Source organism: Bartonella vaga (genome assembly GCF_037070895.1).
Lineage (GTDB): Bacteria > Pseudomonadota > Alphaproteobacteria > Rhizobiales > Rhizobiaceae > Bartonella.
Genome location: NZ_JAYMZK010000003.1, coordinates 88,201 through 107,638 on the forward strand (window position 1 = coordinate 88,201; position 19,438 = coordinate 107,638).

General features: G+C 36.9%; 12 protein-coding genes. 3 read left to right on the forward strand and 9 right to left on the reverse strand.

The window, feature by feature from the left end; genetic code table 11:
• Positions 1-109 precede the first annotated feature (109 nt).
• Positions 110-583 carry a transcription elongation factor GreA gene (gene greA / locus WCP76_RS03195; RefSeq protein ID WP_336294248.1) on the forward strand — a complete coding sequence of 158 codons (474 nt, stop codon included), beginning with the start codon at positions 110-112 and terminating at the stop codon, positions 581-583.
• Positions 584-1,351: 768 nt separating this feature from the next.
• Here greA and WCP76_RS03200 read toward each other — a convergent pair.
• Complete coding sequence (locus WCP76_RS03200) at positions 1,352-2,740, reverse strand: TrkH family potassium uptake protein (RefSeq protein ID WP_336294249.1); 1,389 nt, start codon at positions 2,738-2,740, stop codon at positions 1,352-1,354.
• Positions 2,741-3,034: 294 nt separating this feature from the next.
• On the opposite strand from WCP76_RS03200, the gene trxB reads away from it, so the two are divergent.
• Positions 3,035-3,988, forward strand: a complete 954-nt coding sequence (gene trxB / locus WCP76_RS03205; RefSeq protein WP_336294250.1) for a thioredoxin-disulfide reductase — start codon at positions 3,035-3,037, stop codon at positions 3,986-3,988.
• Between the two features lie 38 nt (positions 3,989-4,026).
• Complete coding sequence (locus WCP76_RS03210; RefSeq protein WP_336294251.1) at positions 4,027-4,938, forward strand: LysR family transcriptional regulator; 912 nt, start codon at positions 4,027-4,029, stop codon at positions 4,936-4,938.
• A gap of 753 nt (positions 4,939-5,691) precedes the next feature.
• Here the strand turns inward: WCP76_RS03210 and WCP76_RS03215 are convergent.
• From WCP76_RS03215 to WCP76_RS03250, 8 genes are all read right to left on the reverse strand, one after another.
• Positions 5,692-6,894: a pyridoxal phosphate-dependent aminotransferase gene (locus WCP76_RS03215; protein ID WP_336294252.1), complete on the reverse strand. Its 1,203-nt coding sequence runs from the start codon at positions 6,892-6,894 to the stop codon at positions 5,692-5,694.
• Positions 6,895-7,211: 317 nt separating this feature from the next.
• Complete coding sequence (locus WCP76_RS03220) at positions 7,212-7,421, reverse strand: cold-shock protein (RefSeq protein ID WP_336294253.1); 210 nt, start codon at positions 7,419-7,421, stop codon at positions 7,212-7,214.
• Positions 7,422-7,661: 240 nt separating this feature from the next.
• Positions 7,662-11,147 carry a carbamoyl-phosphate synthase large subunit gene (gene carB, locus WCP76_RS03225; RefSeq protein ID WP_336294254.1) on the reverse strand — a complete coding sequence of 1,162 codons (3,486 nt, stop codon included), beginning with the start codon at positions 11,145-11,147 and terminating at the stop codon, positions 7,662-7,664.
• Between the two features lie 1,645 nt (positions 11,148-12,792).
• Complete coding sequence (gene carA, locus WCP76_RS03230; RefSeq protein WP_336294255.1) at positions 12,793-13,992, reverse strand: glutamine-hydrolyzing carbamoyl-phosphate synthase small subunit; 1,200 nt, start codon at positions 13,990-13,992, stop codon at positions 12,793-12,795.
• Between the two features lie 397 nt (positions 13,993-14,389).
• The gene (gene ubiC, locus WCP76_RS03235; protein WP_336294256.1) at positions 14,390-14,908 is read right to left on the reverse strand and encodes a chorismate lyase; all 519 of its coding nucleotides are present in this window, start codon (positions 14,906-14,908) and stop codon (positions 14,390-14,392) included.
• Between the two features lie 681 nt (positions 14,909-15,589).
• Positions 15,590-15,841: a GlsB/YeaQ/YmgE family stress response membrane protein gene (locus tag WCP76_RS03240; protein WP_336294257.1), complete on the reverse strand. Its 252-nt coding sequence runs from the start codon at positions 15,839-15,841 to the stop codon at positions 15,590-15,592.
• Positions 15,842-16,429: 588 nt separating this feature from the next.
• Positions 16,430-18,121, reverse strand: coding sequence for a Na/Pi cotransporter family protein (locus WCP76_RS03245; RefSeq protein ID WP_336294258.1), 1,692 nt, complete (start codon positions 18,119-18,121; stop codon positions 16,430-16,432).
• A 73-nt stretch (positions 18,122-18,194) separates the two neighbouring features.
• Entirely contained in the window at positions 18,195-19,409 is a 1,215-nt protein-coding gene (locus WCP76_RS03250; RefSeq protein ID WP_336294259.1) for a mechanosensitive ion channel family protein, read from the reverse strand.
• Between the last annotated feature and the right edge of the window lie 29 nt (positions 19,410-19,438).

A 19,438-nucleotide genomic window follows, 5' to 3' on the forward strand; every position in this document is an offset into this window, starting at 1 on the left:
GCTGTACTATATAATAAGAAGGATTGTGGTTTTCGGGTTCCAAAAGTAATTTTGGAAGCTGTTTTTTGTGTTTTTATTAAACCTTCCGTGCAACAGAAAGGGACAGATTATGGAAAAAATTCCGATGACTACAGCTGGTTTCGAAAGTCTTAAAGAAGAGTTACGTTGGCGTCAACAGCAGGAACGTCCACGAATTATTGAAGCAATTTCTGAGGCGCGTGCGCATGGGGATCTGTCAGAAAATGCTGAATATCACGCTGCTAAAGAGGCACAAAGTCTTAATGAGGGGCGTATAAATGAGCTTGAAGACTATATTGCGCGGGCTGAAGTTATTAATGTTTCACGTCTTTCAGGTGACAAAATTAAGTTTGGAGCCACTATCAAGCTTTTGGATGAGGATACTGAAGAAAAGAAGGTTTATCAGATCGTCGGTGATCAAGAAGCTGACGTAAAGACTGGTAAAATCTCTATTTCCTCACCTATTGCACGTGCACTCATTGGCAAGCAAGAAGGTGATGTGATTGAAGTGAATGCACCAGGTGGTGCTCATAATTACGAAATTATAGAGGTTCAGTATATCTAAATGCTTATGCCTGGATCCTTAGAAGAAACTGAGATTATTGCTCTTTGATTTTTAAAAGTCCTTATTAGGAATAAAGCCTGTGTTTATTCAGCCCATTCCACTATGGCAGAAAAAAGTACAAATATCTTCAAATTTTGTTTTTGAATTATCATGAAATTTGTTGATCCTTGCCTTTATAAATCTTTTTAGGTTTTGGAAGAGCCACTGAGAGGGATTGTTTAGTATTGAGCACGCTCATTGAGATGCCTTGTTAAGTCTTTTTGTATGGTATTTTGTGAATGAAGCCTAAATTCGTCTTTACACCAGTTCCTCGATTTTTTCGTCTGCTTTTTTCAAGATATTACTACACTGCATGAATAGGGTTATTGCTAGCAGTATATTTATGGGGTCCGGTAATTCGCTTATCAGGTTATTGTACAGAGGGGGGGGATGTCTGCGTTTAGTAAAATATATTTTGGTATTGCATGATCCGTTTTTTTTGATGATAAAGGTCAACAAACTAGAGTATTACAAAGATATTGTCTTATTAAAGGTTCTTGAAAATAACATTTTATAATTCTTGATGCATTGCAGCCATTTCAAACAGCTGAGACTCCCTATAAGGTTAATAGAGATTTATTTTTGGCACCTTTGTACTGCTGATATAATTAGTTATTTGAAATTTTTTCAAGGTTTTTCCAGAAATTGAATGGATATTAAATTTTAGAATGTACACTGCTTATTTTGTAAATTTCTGATCGTTATAAAATTAAATTTCGTTCATTAAGATTATTCACGCCAAAAAGCGGGGATAAAAAGTACGAATACAGTTATAATTTCAAGACGGCCGGCCAGCATAAGAAAACTTAAGATCCATAGAGCATTATCATTGATTGTAGAGAAGTTGCCAGCAGGACCAATAATGTTTCCAAAACCTGGGCCAATATTTGAAAGAGCAGTTAAGACGCCAGTAAAGGCAGAAGTAAAATCAAGGCCAGTTATGAGCAGAAGTGCACTGCCGATAAGAAGACAGAACATATAAAGGCAGACAAAAAATAAAACCGCTTTAGCAACATCGCTAGATATATTTGAGTGATCGTAACGGGCTTTTACGACGATATTGGGAGAAAGAAGTTTTTCTATATTTGCTTGTGTAATCCTCCAAAGGATAATTAAGCGATTGATTTTCATTCCGCCAGAGGTAGAACCGGCACATCCACCCGTAAAAGAAACAATAAAAAAAATCCCAAGTGCGAAAGGTCCCCAAAGTTGATAATCCTCAGCGCTATAACCAGTGGTGCTAATGATGGATGAAAGATGAAAAATTACATCAAGAAAAATCAAGTGAAAAGGACGGTGATCGTGAAATCGTAGCCATGCTGCTAAAGCAAAGCTAAAAAGGAAAACAATATGGAAAAAAATGATTACTTGTGGATCAATGAAGCGTTTAGAGTGACCAGGGAGCACTAATTTAACGTAAAGCACGAAGGGTAAAGCGGAAAGCAACATGAAGATTGTTGCAATAATCAAGATGGCTGGTTTATCAGAAAAATATCCAAAAGAAGCGTCATGAGTCGAAAATCCAGCTGTTGCTACCGTACTCATTGCATGGTTGATGGCATCAAATAGGTTCATGCCCGAAGCAAAATAGGAGAGCATACAAGCTAGTGTTAGTCCAATATAAGCTACAATAATTCCGTTAGCAATTTGATTGATGCGGGGCAATATTTTTTCAGATTTATCTGAGGATTCCATGTGAAAAAGTCGTACTCCACCAACACGGAGTGAGGGCAAAAGCAATAAGGCTAAACCGATAAAGCCAATACCTCCAATCCAGCATATGATAGAACGCCATAACAAAATACTTCGTGATAAATTATCAATGCCCGTAAGTACTGTGGAACCTGTTGTTGTAATTCCAGAAACGGATTCAAAGATTGCTCCAGCTAGAGAAATTGGGAGTGGAGCAAGATAAAGAGGCAAGGCGCCTACGATGCTGCCTGTTAGCCAAAGACAAACAGTGAGCATAAAGCCGAGCCGTGCTGAAAAATGACAGGTAGCACCCTTAGTAGCTAGAAGAATTAATGTCGCTAACATGGTGGTTATGGTGCAAGAGTAGAGAAAAGTTATCCAATTATGGTTACTGTCGTGCAAATCCACAAAAATTGGCAAAAGCATTGCTGCTCCCATTATTAATGCAAAACGTGCACAGACATTGATGATAAATTGAAAAATTATAGCCTCCTATTTTTATTATGATTTTGTACTCATAAAAATTTACGTTTTTCTCTTTATAAGGTAAAGGTTAATTTCTATATTAAGTGCGCCTTTATAAATTGACAATTGAACTTTTTTATAAAACTTTAAAAGAAGTGTATATGCACCGTAACTTAGGTTGTTAAAAAATGTTTTCCAAAGATTACATATCGTTATAATTTATAGAATAATTAATAAAGAAGTGAAGGGGATCCTATGGTATATTCGCATATTCGCTTGCTTGTTATTGGCTCTGGTCCAGCTGGTTATACAGCGGCGATCTATGCAGCAAGAGCAATGCTCAAACCGGTTTTAGTAACTGGATTGCAGCAGGGTGGGCAGTTGACGATTACAACTACTATTGAAAATTATCCAGGTTTTGCCGATCCAATTCAAGGACCGTGGTTGATGGAGCAAATGGCACAACAAGCCGAAAATATGGGCACAAAAATTGTGTACGATAATATTACAAAAGCTAATCTATTGAAATATCCTTTTACCTTATACGGAGATTCAGGAACGCAATATTCTTGTGATGCGCTGATTATTGCAACGGGAGCGCAGGCGCGCTGGCTTGGTTTGGAAAGTGAGCGGACCTTTATGGGTGGTGGTGTTTCTGCTTGTGCTACGTGTGATGGCTTTTTTTATCGTGATAAGGATGTCATTGTTGTGGGTGGGGGCAATACAGCCGTTGAAGAAGCTATTTATTTGTCGCATTTGGCGAAGAATGTAAGCATAGTTCATCGGCGAAATTGTTTTCGAGCAGAGAAAGTTTTGCAGGATAGATTGCTTGCTTGTGATAATGTACGTATTATTTGGGATCATGTGGTAGAAGAAATTATTGGTTTGCCAGCCCAGGGTTCAAGAGGGCCGATTGTAACGGGTGCACGTCTTAAAAATGTTAATACTGGTCAGGAAACTCAGGTAAATGCCGAGGGAATATTTATTGCTATTGGGCATGATCCCAGTGTTTCTTTGTTTGAAGGGCAACTAAAACAAAAACAAGGCGGCTATTTATGGACAGCACCAGATTCAACAGCAACAAGCATTGCTGGCGTTTTTGCTGCAGGTGATGTAGCAGATGAAACGTTTCGCCAAGCTATCACGGCGTCGGGACGGGGATGTATGGCGGCATTAGAAGCAGAGCGTTTTCTAGAATTGCAAGCATAAAAATTTATTGAAAAAGTAAAAAACTTAGAGGTGAAATTGTGGTAGCACCGTTAGATTGGGATAAGTTGAGAGTTTTTCATGCTGCAGCAGAAGCAGGTTCTTTTACGCATGCGGCTCAGAAGCTTCATTTATCTCAATCAGCGGTTTCACGGCAGGTTTCAGCTTTAGAGGTGGATGTTGGTGTGTCATTATTTCATCGTCATGCTCGTGGGTTAATTTTAACGGAGCAGGGCGAAATTCTTTATCGAACAACACATGATGTTTTGATGAAGCTTGAGAGTACACGTTCGCAATTAAGCGAAAGCTATGAAAAGCCAAAAGGGATTTTGCGTGTTACATCAACCTTTGGAATGGGGACAGGATGGATTGTGGAGCGTATACCTGAATTTTTTAATCTTTATCCGGATATACAGGTTCATCTCTTGCTTGATGATAAAGGACTTGATGTTGATTTGACGACGCGTCACGCAGATTGCGCTGTTTGTTTACATCAGTCCCAACAAATTGATCTTATACAAAAAAAATTATTTACAATTCATATGCACGTTTATGCTTCGAAAAATTATATTGCAAATTATGGCAAACCAGAAACATTGTCTGAGTTGGATGCTCACCGTATTATTTCATTTGGGGAACCTGTTCCTGCTTATTTATCTGGTTTAAATTGGTTGGAAAAGGCCGGGAGAAGTGATGGGTCTTTGCGGCTTTCAATATTACGAGTCAATAATATTATTTCAATCAAGAATGCGATTATGCAAGATCTTGGCATTGCTGTGCTGCCTGATTATATTGTGTGTAATGATGATCGACTTGTGCGCCTTTTTCCTGATATTGGTGATATTCCTTCTTTTGATACTTTTTTCTGTTATCCTTACGCTTTAAAGAATTTGGCAAAGTTGAAAGCTTTTCGAGATTATATATTTTTAAAAGCTCGTCAGTGGTCTTTTTAATGATCTATTGTTTAAAGCTATGTGTTTATTGCATAGCAGATGCGCTTAAGTCTTTGTTGTACTTCTTCTTATAAAATGACATAAAGTGGTGTCTCTTGATTATGTTGTCTCCCATTGCATTTTCTTGAGCGTTCCCTTACGAAAATCTTTTAGATTGATTTTATCTCTGAGGATTTTCAAGATTTGCTGGGCATTTGCCCGGCTTTTTTTTTATTCTTGTAATAGTATTTGAAAATACAGATGTATCGAAAGGTAATAAAAAAACTGCAATAGTTTTATGAATATCTAACAATTTTTAGACACATCAATATGTGATGGAGAATTTGCTGAAATATTTGGATTATAATAACGATTGCGGAATAGAAAAAGTTTGATCTAGAGGCGCATAGTATTTACAATTGCTCAGTTTTTAGCATTCTACACTTATTTAAAAACTGTCAAGCTTTATAAATATACGTAAAGTTTGTTGGGTGATAATGGTTTAAAAGGACTATAGAATCTGAAAGGGTCCTTTCTTGATCATAAAGTTTAAATGGCCAATAGTGCACTTTAATTAATGTGGAAAAAGTTAATAATGCACCTTATCAGAATATCATTTCAAATTAGTTGTTTTTGCATATACTTCCTTACGGTTCCATTGATATGTATTTTTGGCAGAAGCTATTTACTTAAACTATAACCAAACAGCAGAAGTTATCTCAGATAAACTGACAACCGCAAAAAACTATTCAAAATAGAGGATGCTAAAAGTTTTTAAAGTAAATTACTGCAAAAGCGTTGAATCCGTAGGCAAGCTTCTTCAAGCAATTTTTCTGATGTTGCATAGGAAATACGGAAAGCTGGTCCAAGTCCAAAAGCAGATCCATGGACTACAGCAACAGATTCTGCTTCCAAAAGCGCCATTACAAAGTCTTCATCATGAGAAATCACTTTACCTTCAGGTGTTTTTTTCCCAATGAGCTCTGCACAAGAAGGATAAACATAAAAAGCACCTTCCGGCGTTGGGCAGTTAATGCCGAGAGCCTGATTTAACATAGAAACGACGAGGTCACGACGTGCTTGGAAAATATTTTTATTTTGAGCAATAAAATCTTGTGGACCATTAAGTGCTTCGACGGCTGCCCACTGTGAAATAGAACTTGTGCCAGATGTTTGCTGACCTTGAATGGTATCCATGGCTTTAATTAATTTTTGCGGTCCACCTGCATAACCGATTCGCCAACCGGTCATAGAATAAGCTTTAGAAACCCCGTTCATTGTGAGGGTACGGTCGTAAAGATTGGGCTCTACTTGAGCTGGAGTAACAAAGGTAAAACCTTCATATGTTAGATGCTCATATATATCATCAGTGAGGATATAAATATGGGGGTATTTTATTAAAACATCTGTTAGTTTTTTTAATTCATCATGTGTATAAGCGGCGCCTGATGGATTGGAAGGGGAGTTAAAAATGAACCACTTGGTTTTGTGGGTAATAGCAGCCTCTAGCTCTTGCGGTTGAAGTTTATAAGAAAATTCAGCTTTAGTTTCTACAAAGACAGGTATACCATCATTTAAGGCAACCATTTCTGGATAACTAACCCAATAAGGGGAGGGAATGATAACTTCATCTCCTTTATTTAAAGTTGCCATCAATGCATTAAAGAGGATTTGTTTACCACCAGTACCAACAATAATTTGCTCTGGTTTATAAAGAAGATTATTCTCTCTTTTAAATTTTTCAGAAATTGCTTGGCGCAATTCTGGAATACCAGAAATAGGCGTATATTTTGTTTCTCCACGTCGAATAGCTTCAATGGCGGCATTTTTTATATTTTCTGGTGTGTCAAAATCTGGTTCTCCAGCGCTTAAAGTAATGACATCTTTACCTCGTGCTTTTAAATCGCGTGCCTTTTGGGAAACAGAAATTGTTGCAGAAGGTTTGATGTAGGAAAGCTTTTCTGCGATAAAAGCCATGATTTTAACCTTTATATACGTATAAGAAAATGACTGTTGTTTTTTTAGTATTTTATAAGAGATTGCTTTGTATGCAATAAAAAACTGCGGAAACACTCCTGCGAAGATTCAATATCGTTGTTTTTTGAGATTGCTAATGAGAGATACCTTCGCAAAAATCATGCAAGTTTTATAGAAAAGATTTAGAAGTATCTTGATAATTGTGAAAAAAAACAGATAAACTATAAGGGTAAATTATGTTTTATAAAAAACAAAACCCCCATCTTTATGGATGAAGGTTTTAAAATATTACACTACAATATTGCAGAATTTAAAGACTAGAGTGCTGAAAGGTTGCCAGCAGCAAATTTCCCAGAACGACGGTCCTGAAGAACGTCATAAGAAATTTTTTGTCCTTCATTAAGATTGCTTAAACCAGAGCGCTCAACAGCAGAAATATGTACAAATACATCAGCACTTCCATCACTGGGCTGAATAAACCCAAAACCTTTGGTTGTATTAAACCACTTAACTGTTCCTGTAGACATAAGAAACTCCTTAGAATATATATTATACTGTGTATTGAGGCCAAAAGCTCTCAATACGATTGTAGATCGAAATTAGGTGGGAGAAGTTTCGTCGAAAGCGCATATTGCACAGGAAAGAAAGTCACATAACCAAAAGTTCGATAGGAATTATATAAAAGCCTTTTGGATAAAAAGCAAGTACGAATCTGTATTCTATAAAAGAAAAGCTTGAGAGAATACACTCTACTTATAACAAAAAATTCAAGTGAAATAGCTTTGCAGTGAGCGCACTTTGAGATTACTTTTTTTAAGTGCTTTAATAGCTTCTGCCACAGCTTCTGCTCCAGCAACTGTTGTATAATAGGGAACTTTTTGCATAAGCGCTGCATGGCGTAATGACTTGGAGTCTGAGATGGCACTGGCAGTGCTGGTTGTATTAAAAATCAATTGAATTTGTCGATTACGAATCGCATCTTCAATATGAGGATGTCCCTCTAATACTTTATTAATTTTTTTTGCTTCAATATTATGTTCGGTAAGAAATTTTTGCGTTCCACTTGTTGCTAAAACAGAAAAGCCAAGTTTTGTCAAAAGTTTTACGGGATTAACGATACGTTTTTTATCTTCATCTCTTACAGAAACAAACAAAGTTCCCTCTTTTGGGAGTTCAACACCAGCTCCAAGTTGAGCTTTAGCAAAAGCAAGTGCAAATTCATAATCAAGCCCCATGACTTCACCGGTTGAGCGCATTTCTGGCCCAAGAAGTGTATCAACACCTGGAAAACGGGAAAAAGGAAAAACAGCTTCTTTAACGGCAATACGTTTTTTGTGTTGTGGAGATGGCAATCCACCATAAACCTGGAGAGCATTGTGAAGAGTTTCTCCTGTCATAATGCGTGTGGCTATTTTAGCAATAGGGCAACCAATCGTTTTTGCAACAAATGGGACAGTACGTGAAGCACGGGGATTAACTTCTAAAACGTAGACTGTATCGTCTTTAACTGCATATTGCACATTCATTAAACCACGAACATGAAGTGCTTTTGCTAACGCTTTGGTTTGGCGCTCTAATTCAATTGTCAATTTGTGTGAGAGAGTATGCACGGGTAAAGAACAAGCTGAATCACCGGAGTGAATTCCTGCCTCTTCAATGTGTTCCATAATGCCAACAACTAATGTTTCTTCTCCATCAGATAGACAGTCAACATCAACTTCGATTGCTTCTGTCAGGTAGGTATCGAATAAAAGTGGATTTTTACCAAGTAATGTGTTTATTTGGCTCGTTCTGTCACTGGGGTAGCGTGTTTTGATATCTTCTGGTACTAATTCATGCACATTCTCAAGTAAATAATTCTGCAAGCTACGTTCATCACGGATAATTTGCATAGCCCTTCCTCCTAAAACATAAGAAGGACGCACAATCAATGGAAAGCCCAGTTCATTGGCAATGAGGCGTGCTTGTTCAACTGAATAAGCAATTCCGTTTTTAGGTTGTGTTAAATTAAGTTGGAACAACAATTTTTGAAAGCGATCTCTATCTTCTGCTAAATCAATAGCGTCAGGTGAAGTGCCTAAGATGGGGATTTTGTGCTTTTCTAGTGCACTGGCCAATTTCAATGGTGTTTGTCCGCCAAACTGAACGATGACTCCAACCAATTCACCTTTTTTCTGTTCTGTTTCTAAAATAGCAATAACATCTTCTGTTGTTAAAGATTCAAAATAAAGGCGATCAGAGGTGTCATAGTCGGTCGAGACGGTTTCAGGATTGCAGTTAATCATAATGGCTTCAAAACCTGTATCGCGGAGTGCAAAAGCAGCGTGGCAGCAACAATAGTCAAATTCAATACCTTGTCCGATGCGGTTTGGCCCCCCACCTAAAATAGCAATTTTTTTGCGTTCAGAAACTTGTGCTTCCGAATGTTCTACATTTGCAAAAGGAATTTCATATGTTGAATACATATACGCTGTAGGTGAAGAAAATTCAGCTGCACAGGTGTCAATCCGTTTGAAAACATGTTTAACATTAAGTGATTTGCGCAAAGCAGTTATATCATCGGGCTCTTTTCCTGTAAGGGTGGCTAAACGGGCATCCGAAAAGCCCATGGCTTTTAACATGCGTAGGTTTTCTGTATCTTGGGGTAATCCATGGATACGGATACGCTGTTCCATTTCAATAATGGAGGCTATTTGTTCTAAAAACCATAGATCAATTTTGCTGATTTGGTGAATTTCATGTAAAGGTAAACCTGTACGCATTGCTTGGGCAATGTAGCGTAGACGATCAGGGCTTGGTATTGCAATTGCGGAGCGTATAGCGCTCTTTTCATCACCCTCCGCATGTTCAGGAATCGCAATTTCGTCAAGACCGGTAAGACCAATTTCAAGTCCACGGAGCGCTTTTTGCAGCGATTCTTGAAAAGTGCGCCCAATTGCCATCACTTCTCCCACAGATTTCATCGCAGTGGTTAAGACAGGTGATGAACCAGGAAATTTTTCGAAAGCAAAACGAGGAATCTTAGTAACAATATAGTCAATAGAAGGTTCAAATGATGCTGGTGTTGTACCGCCCGTGATATCATTTTTTAATTCGTCAAGTGTGTAGCCAACTGCTAGTTTAGCCGCTACCTTGGCAATTGGAAAGCCTGTTGCTTTTGAGGCAAGTGCTGAAGAGCGGGAGACACGGGGGTTCATTTCAATGACAATAAGACGTCCATTTTCCGGATTAACTGCAAACTGTACATTGGATCCACCGGTTTCAACACCAATTTCACGCAGTATAGCAATTGAAGCATTGCGCATACGTTGATATTCTTTGTCAGTTAAGGTGAGAGCAGGAGCTACGGTGATCGAATCACCAGTATGAATGCCCATAGGATCAATATTTTCAATAGAACAAACAATGATACAGTTGTCATTCTTATCGCGAACAACCTCCATCTCATATTCTTTCCATCCCAAAACGCTTTCTTCAATCAACACTTCTGTTGTAGGTGAAGCCTCAAGGCCACGTTCAATAATTTCATAAAATTCAGAGCGGTTGTAAGCGATTCCACCACCAGTTCCACCAAGGGTAAATGAAGGACGGATAATAGCTGGAAGACCAACAATATCAAGAGCTTGTACCGCTTTTGCAGTTGCATGTGCAATATAATGTTGTTTGCGGTCGGCTTCTGTGCGTCGCCAATCACGTTCAAGCTCTTCTAGTGCTTGGTCAAGTGCTTCACCAGAAAGTTTTTCTTTAAGTTTATCCCGTGTTTTTGTGTGCTGACGGCGATTTTCTTCTTTAAGTTCTGTTGCATTAGCCAAGATAGAACGTGGTGTTTCCAAACCAATTTTTACCATTGCCTGGCGAAATAAGGCGCGATCTTCAGCTTTATCAATAGAATCAGCATTTGCGCCTATCATTTCAACATGATAGCGGTCTAAAACTCCCATACGTTTTAATGATAAGGCTGTATTGAGTGCAGTTTGGCCTCCCATAGTTGGTAAGAGGGCATCAGGGCGTTCATGAGCAATAATTTTAGCAATTACTTCGGGAGTGATAGGTTCAATATAAGTGGCGTCAGCTAGATCTGGATCCGTCATAATGGTAGCTGGGTTAGAATTTACCAAAATAATTCGGTAGCCTTCTTCTTTTAATGCCTTACAGGCTTGTGTGCCTGAATAGTCAAATTCACATGCCTGACCAATGATAATAGGCCCTGCTCCAATTATAAGAATAGATTTTATATCTGTACGTTTTGGCATGTTTTTTTCCTATGACAAATATCCGTGAGCGATTGTAACATGCAACAGGCGGAATATTGAATTTTGAGATTACAGCCATTGTATAAGTTAATAGATAAAGAAAGTAAGCTATAAAATACCTTTTCCATGTTTTTTTCATGAAATAGAGGGATATTGTGGTTAGCAGAACATTTTAGCTTTTTACTATAAATGAAAATTTTTGTGTAAAAACAAAATATTATGTGCATTACAGAGGATATCGTGAATATACTATGTTTTATGTGAACTTTTTGCTTATACGCTTCCTTGGTGGTGATGCTATAGAACGGTGCATTTGTTACAAGGGAGAATGGATTTTTAAAAGGCGTGTGAATATCCAATAGAAATGACTAGCGCAGCTAGGGTATCATACAATGTTGATTGTAAAAGAGGTCTTAAGGTGCGCCTTTTAGCTAGAATAATGTCAATATTAAGGATTGATGCATTTTCACCTAGTCAGCGCCTATTTTTATAGGGTATTTGCAATTTTTGCTGCTGGCTTATTTCATTTTTACGATAAAATTTTATTTTGATGGCATATTCTTTTGACAATACGTTCATATGGAAATAGATGGACTTTTCCTAAGAGCTTATGTTAAAGGTTTTCAGTTATTTTCATGAGATCTCCTTAAATTTTTTGGAAGTGCTTGATATTCAAGAGGAGGAATGTAGCTAACAAAACTGACCGTAATGCCTCGAAGGTATTGGAAGCTATTCATACTTATTGCAATTTGTACAATATATTTTCTGATATATCCTATCTGACGAAAAGACTAGTGCACTCAGTTTTTATTTTAAGAATTGCACCGTGTTGAGATTTATTTTAGATTCGTTTATAAGAAATTTTTTAGGTCAGTTTAGTTTTCATATTCCGTTTTATATGGATTATGTTTTTAGGAATTTTTCCTGTCTGGAATAAACGCTAATTTTAATATTAAGTGTACAAACCCTTTTGGAAACTTTTTGCAATTAGACAATATCCAATAGTTCTCTGGGTGCTGTTGATTTCTTCTTTATTAGTTTGCAGAATTTGCATGATAAAGCATTTGGAGCATTGGTTATTAAAGAACGCTATAATTAGGGTGGAATATTTATTGGGTTTCCTTATAGTGTTTTTTCAAGAAGATAGATTATTGTTGTATCTTTTATTCTGACTTACTCTTTTAGTCATTGAAGTGATTGGCGTTTTACTATGGGGTAGATTTCCTGTTTTCATTGGCTGCTATGCCTGGCTGTGGCAATGCAAGGATAAATAGTTTATATAGTTTTGTTGTACAATGTTTGAATATCTTGTTTATGCACCTATCAACTATCGCCTTAATGCCGATGTTTGAAAATTTACAGAGAGAACTGCTGGGCGCGATAATATTTTGTTTTATTTCTATGTTCTTTTTGAGGGAACTTTCTCTGTGTACTTTACTTGTCGTCATGATGATGGTTTTTTCTTACCAGATACACTAAGTTTTTGATTTCCTGGCTGCTCAGAGTATTTTGCTAAGACAATGCAGAATGTAAACAAAATTCATGAATTTCAAGCAGGTTCCGCTCTTTGATATGATACTGAAGGTCATATGCTTCTATACAAAAAGATAAAATGCAAGGAAAAAAATCCAAAAGATAAAGCAATTCAACCAGGATATTTTTTATAATCCATAATAAGATCGCAGAAATATTGAAAAAGGTAATGACTGTCTTGTGGTCCAGGAGAGGCTTCTGGATGGTATTGAACAGAAAAAACTGGTTTTTCAGCGATTCGAATACCACAGTTTGAACCATCAAACAGGGAAATATGTGTTTCTTGGACATATTTTGGTAAAGATGTAGCATCTACAGCAAAACCATGATTCATTGATACAATCTCGACTTTCCCAGTATTAAGATCCTTAACAGGATGATTGGCGCCATGATGTCCTTGATGCATTTTAACGGTTTTTGCACCCATAGTAAGAGCTAAAAGTTGATGGCCAAGACATATACCAAAAAGTGGTAAATTACGGTCAATCAATGTTGCGATTGTTGGAATGGTGTATTGAGCTGTCGCAGCTGGGTCACCTGGTCCATTGGAAAGAAAAATACCGTCAGGATTCATTTCTAAAATTTCTTCTGCACTTGTATGGGCGGGCACAATACTAATGCGTGTGTTTTGTGTAGCCATAAGGCGAAGAATATTGCGCTTAATGCCATAGTCAATTGCAACGATGTGAAGATTGTGCACATTGTTTGTACTATATCCTTTATTCCACACCCATGGCTTTTCATTCCATTGCCTTGATGATTTAGATGTAACTTCTTTTGTAAGGTCACGATTGATAAGACCGGGCCATTTTTGTGCACGCTTCTTTAAAGAAGGTATGTCAAAGTTTCCCTGAGGATCATGTACGATAACGGCATTTTGTGCACCTTTTTCACGGATAAGAATGGTAAGTGCGCGCGTATCAATACCACAAAGTGTAATAATTTTACGTGTTTTAAGCCATTTATTAAGGTTTTCATGTGCACGGTAGTTAGAGGGATGCGTAATGTCTGCTTTAAAAATAGCACCAACTGCACCATGACAGTTGAGGGGTGTGAGATCTTCAATATCTTCGCTATTTGCCCCTACATTTCCTATATGAGGAAAAGTAAAATTAATAATTTGTTGCGTATATGATGGATCTGTGAGGATTTCTTCATAGCCAGTTATAGCGGTATTAAAACAGATTTCAGCTTCAGCAATACCCGTAGCACCTGCTCCTTTACCTTCAATAACTGTTCCATCAGCTAATATTAAGAGGGCTGTAGGTTTTTTTATACTCCAAGGATCGTGAGATGGGATAGTTCGTGTCATAGTGTGCGCCCACAATTTATTATCTGAAAGAGTATAATGGTCAACCTTACACAAAAACACAATCATAATAGATATTGTGTATATTGTTTTTCCTAGAATTGGGAGTATAGGTTTATTCCATGAAGAGGTAAAGCCCTGTTTTACGATTTTTCAAAGCATAGATTAACTATTTTTTATTATGTGCCGTAAGATAATGATTATGATGAGATAAGAGATGTTTTTAGATATTTTTTTTTAAAAGTAGAAACATTTTTGAGGAGAGATGGCTAAAGGGATATTGTGAGAAGAGTTGTCCATTTATAATATGTTGAGACAAGTTTGAAAACTCTGTTTCTTTATTTAAAAAATTATATACAGCAGACAAGTTATGTATAAAAAGGGGGGTAGAACCTTCTATTTATGCGGGGTTTATTGTGTAAAGAGGGGAAGATATTAAAAAAACTTCAGTTAGCAACAATGGTTTTCCTGTGAGCCGTAAACGGGAACGACGTCCCCATAGTGCATCTTGTTGTCCAATATGAATATAATCGCGGGTCAATTTGTCACTGTTAAACAAATAATGCCCCAGTGGTACACTGCCCAAATTCATCATTGCTTGATTCTGTTCGAGTAGGGTCTCTTGCGGGATTACAGTGCGTCCAAGGAGCCAAGGCTGATTATCTCCCATAAGTACGACTTCGCGTAGCCAGTAACGTACACTCTTTGGCAGATGTTCCGCTTCTTCTTTCAATTTATCCCGCGTAATAAAACATTCGCGTTGTGGCTCAACACGTATGCAGGTACAGTGACTTTTTAACCGAAGCGTCATTGAGCCAAACTCCATGAGCCAATCACGAATATTCTCTGGGATTGAGGGATCTTGATCAGACAACCACTTCAGAGGTGGCAAAATGGAATCTTTGTGATCAACCATCATTTCATTTCACATCTGAAACTCTATGTCGTGTGCTATGCTAGATGCATGCAAATAGATATTTCATACTATAATACAAAAATACAAAATCAACAAGATTTTAAACGGGAATGTGTAAAAGAAATGTTTAATGGAAAGCTATTAAAAAATATGTAAAACATATATTCTTATCTAGGAGTATGATGTACAATACACTTTTTAATTTTTTAAATAGCAACAGGGGATTGGGAAAGACAGTTTGTATCTTAAAATTCATTTTTAAGGCTGATAAATCAAAATAAGAAGAATTTTTTATATATGTTGATAAAATAAGCAATTACAGTAGCAGAAAATAGTATGAGTTAATTCTTTATAAAATTTTTGATATCAGTATGCTGCTAGAGCAATTGAATATTGAAAACAATGATATTTGAGCTTGGATTATAACGAGATTAAGCTATTATTGTACTCAATAATACTAACACATCTATCGGTGTAACTATGCTGTGATCTATCTATTGGCACAGTGTGATGAGTTGTAAGGTGTTTTTTGCTTCTATCATAAAGAAAACAACGACATTGATACAAAAATCACAGTTTAAGCACCTCACCTCCACTTCATCGCTGTCATTGAAAGCTGTAGCGAAAATATTTAAATTGTTCCGCTCGGCACGAAAAGGTAGCTCTAAAAAATATATAAATAGTCTATAATCGAATCTTTCGTCCTGCCCATATAAGAATGCAGGCTCCTATAAAACCTGAAATAAGATAACCAATCCAACCGGCAAAATTTACGCCTAAAAGGTTAAAAAGAAAACTGGCTAATGCTGCTCCAACAACTCCTAAGATAATGTTTAGAAATATTCCTGTCTGGCTTTTCATGAAATATTGTGCGGCCAAACCTGCAAGCCCGCCAACAATTACAGCTGCAATCCAACCGATGTTTGCATCTTCCATTATATTCTCCTTTACCTAAATATAAACTGTTATTTCTAACTAGGGTAAGCTTTATAAAGGTCAAGATTTATTCTTTTCTTAGGGAAGACATTGTTTTGGAAACTTCATTACTTTTTTACTTGGCTTATTTTAAACTAACGTGCATATTTTATCGTAATATATACAGCATTATATCCAAAAAATCATAAATACACGTAATTTCCTTCATTTTAATAAAAAATGCTAAAGTTAGAGATATTTTGTGTATTAAGAAAAGTATTTTGAAAGTGTAAAAAGTATATTTAGTCAGTGATTACTTTCCAACTCCTATAACTAAGTTCAAAAAAACTAGAGTGATATGGTGAAAAAATAAGTAAACTGAGTACCAAAAAAGTTTGAAATGAAGCCTGAAAATACGATATGGGTATCACCTTACAATGATATTAAAAATGTTTTTGTTTAATTTTTTACAAAATGCTGCGTGGGTTGAAGCCGTAAAAAAATTGATATAATTTTTGCAGTTCCACGTATATTTTGCATTTATTATGGTAAACTTTTTCTCTATAATAGTGGCAATTATCCATTTTCTCGCCTAACTTTTCTTAAAATTTAAGGTTTGGCCGTTTTCTGTTCGGTAGGATTACGCAGGCGGGAACTTTTGAGTAGTTCCTGTTCTTCTAAAATTGGGTAAATCATTGAGGTTAAAAGGGAGTTAATCTGTTTTAAATCGCGTACAGTGTCAAGATGAAGACCGGATGACTCTACGTTTTGGGTATCACCTTCACGGAGGCGTTTAAAATGTTTTAAACTTATTTCTTTTTCTAAATTTCGGAGTTGATCCTTTTTCTGTACTAGCAAATGCGCGGTGTGTGTGTCACGCGAGACAAGAAGGTTAAATGCGATATGCGCATTGGCTAGAACAATGGCGTGGAAACGAAGGAGATCATCCCATCCATCTTTGCTGAACTGTAGACCTTTTTGCTGTTTCTTTTTAACTAGCATAAGCATATTGTGAATAATGATGTCTCCTGCTTGATCTAATTTTATACAAGCGCCTAGCAGTTCTTGTATTTGAAGGGCTTCTTCATCAGACAATTTTTGTCCAGCCAATCGTGCGAGATAAAGTTTGATTGCTATATGCTTTTTATCCAATATGGTATTCAACTGGTTGAGCTCACGTATGATGTCGGGATCAGGATTTTCATACAGTCCCATGATTTTTTCTAGCATAATATCTACGAGATCACAAATATGAATAACCTCACGCATGACATTAGAAAGTGCTAAAGTTGGGCGTTCAAGGACGCTATCATCAAGGGCTGTTTGATTAGATAAATTAGACATTTTATCGGTTTGTGTTTTTTTTGTACTTACATGGACAATTTTAGTGGTCAGTTTTAAAATCCATTTGGAGAGTGGTATTCCAGCAAGTAGAATAAAAACATTAAAAATGATATGGCCGTTGATAACTTGAGTAGAGGCATTATTGCCAAGCCATGTGACCGGTGGTTCAAAGAAGAGAAATAAAATAAGGATAAAGATTGAACCAGCTCCACGCATAAGTAAATTGCCCAATGGAACAAGGCGGGTATTCGGGGAGGCATTGCGTGTTAAAAGCGGCGCTATAAGAGAGGAACCAAAATTAACTCCAAGAACCATTACAATACACAATTGGGTGTGAATAAGATTGTAGTTGGCAAAATTAACCAACAAAATGATTCCTGCAATGGATGAATGTAAAAGGTAAGTTAATACGGCTGCCAACAAAAAAGTAGAAATAGGATCTGTTGAAAGGTAATTCATTATGCTAGGCAAAATCGCACTGTCGCGTAAAGGTTCGGTGGCTGCACTTATCATTTGTAAAGATAAAATCAAAAGACCAATACCAATAACAATACGTCCTATTTGACGCCAATTACGTTTTTCAGTTGTCATGAAGGTAGAAGTGCCGATTAAAAGACATAGTGGCACAATGATAGTGAGGTCATAGGAGAGAATTTTGACAACTAATGCTGATCCTAATTCTCCTCCACGTACAGCCATAAGTCCTGCTAATCCAGAGACAAATCCGGATTCAACAAAAGAACCAACAAGTAGTGTGATTGCTGTAGAGCTTTGTAAAATCATTGCTGTAAAAAGTCCAAAACTTACAGCAAAAAATGGTTTGGAAATGACATGGCGCATTTTGTATTTAAGTTTGTCACCATAGGCGCGCTCAATCCCTGTGCGTACCATGCGTGTGGCCCACAGTAATAAAGAAATAGCGCCTGCAAGATGAAGGAGTACCAATGAACCATTCATGATACTTTTTCTTTCTTTGTTGTTATGAATATGGTTGACACAAAAATTTACGAATTGAAATTTATCGTTTTATTTAGTTTGCCTTTGATAATCCATGACTGAAATCATAACCGCTTGGATTTTGGAAAATCTTTAGACCAAAACTTGGAAGAATGGAATAAAGGTGATCAAAAATATCACTTTGAATTTTTTCATATTCTAGCCAAACGGTTGTGTTGGTAAAACAGTAGATTTCTAAAGGCAAACCGTTTGGTGTAGGAGGTAATTGTCGTGCCATCAGAGTCATGTTTTTTTGTATGTCTTGGTGCTTTTGTAAATACGCAAAAACATAAGCACGAAAAGTTCCGATGTTTGTTAAACGGCGGGTATTGGCTAAGAAGTCTTTATTTTTATCTAATTGAGCATTCCATTCATGGATTTCTGGTATTTTTTGCATAAAATAATTTTCTAACAAATTAAATTGGGCAAGATATTCTTGTTCTTTTTCTGTGTGAAACCGGATGCTTGATTGGTCAATAAAGAGGGATCGTTTGATGCGGCGTCCACCAGATTCTTGCATTCCACGCCAATTCTTAAAGGAATCTGTCACAAGTTTACGGATGGGTACAGTAGTGATTGTGTTATCGAAATTTTGAACTTTGACGGTATGAAGTGCAATTTCAATGACATTTCCATCTGCATTAAGACTAGGAATTTCAATCCAATCGCCGACACGCACCATATCTGTGGATGAAATTTGGATGCTTGCAACGAGGGACAGCAGGGTGTCTTGAAAAATCAACATGAGGACAGCGGCCATTGCACCAAGACCGGAGAAGAGAATAAGAGGTGACCGGTCGGTTAATGTGGCCACTATTAAAACTGTGGCAATAGAAAAAAGTGCAATTTTCGCGATTTGAATAGGGCCTTTTATTGGCCTCAGTTGTGCTATTGGCCGTTGTTCGTAAATGACATTAATGACATTGAGAAGGGTAGAAATTATCAGGACAATAATAAAAATAATGAATGCATTAGCAACATTATAGACAATGGCGCTAAATGCTTTGGGCAAGGTTGGTATAAATTTAATACCAACGGAAAGAAAAAAAGCTGAAATAATATTTGCCATATGCTGAATGGCACTGTTTATATCGTTGGCTGTATTTTTGGGAAGGAAAGAAGTAAGCTTTTTTGATCCGCGAATGAGTAATTTTCGTACTAAGAAGTTAACTAAAAGCGCAACAACAGTAAGAACAATGAGCCAAAAAATGGCTCTAAACCACGGATATGGGGCAACAAATTCGATCACTTTTTCTATCTCCATTTTTGAAATATATA

Bases quoted from the DNA above. Each gene is read 5' to 3' on its own strand.
- greA (WP_336294248.1), top strand. From the start codon at position 110: ATGGAAAAAATTCCGATGACTACAGCTGGTTTCGAAAGTCTTAAAGAA.
- WCP76_RS03200 (WP_336294249.1), bottom strand. From the start codon at position 2,740: ATGCTTTTGCCAATTTTTGTGGATTTGCACGACAGTAACCATAATTGG.
- trxB (WP_336294250.1), top strand. From the start codon at position 3,035: ATGGTATATTCGCATATTCGCTTGCTTGTTATTGGCTCTGGTCCAGCT.
- WCP76_RS03215 (WP_336294252.1), bottom strand. From the start codon at position 6,894: ATGGCTTTTATCGCAGAAAAGCTTTCCTACATCAAACCTTCTGCAACA.
- WCP76_RS03220 (WP_336294253.1), bottom strand. From the start codon at position 7,421: ATGTCTACAGGAACAGTTAAGTGGTTTAATACAACCAAAGGTTTTGGG.
- carB (WP_336294254.1), bottom strand. From the start codon at position 11,147: ATGCCAAAACGTACAGATATAAAATCTATTCTTATAATTGGAGCAGGG.
- carA (WP_336294255.1), bottom strand. From the start codon at position 13,992: ATGACACGAACTATCCCATCTCACGATCCTTGGAGTATAAAAAAACCT.
- ubiC (WP_336294256.1), bottom strand. From the start codon at position 14,908: ATGATGGTTGATCACAAAGATTCCATTTTGCCACCTCTGAAGTGGTTG.
- WCP76_RS03240 (WP_336294257.1), bottom strand. From the start codon at position 15,841: ATGGAAGATGCAAACATCGGTTGGATTGCAGCTGTAATTGTTGGCGGG.
- WCP76_RS03245 (WP_336294258.1), bottom strand. From the start codon at position 18,121: ATGAATGGTTCATTGGTACTCCTTCATCTTGCAGGCGCTATTTCTTTA.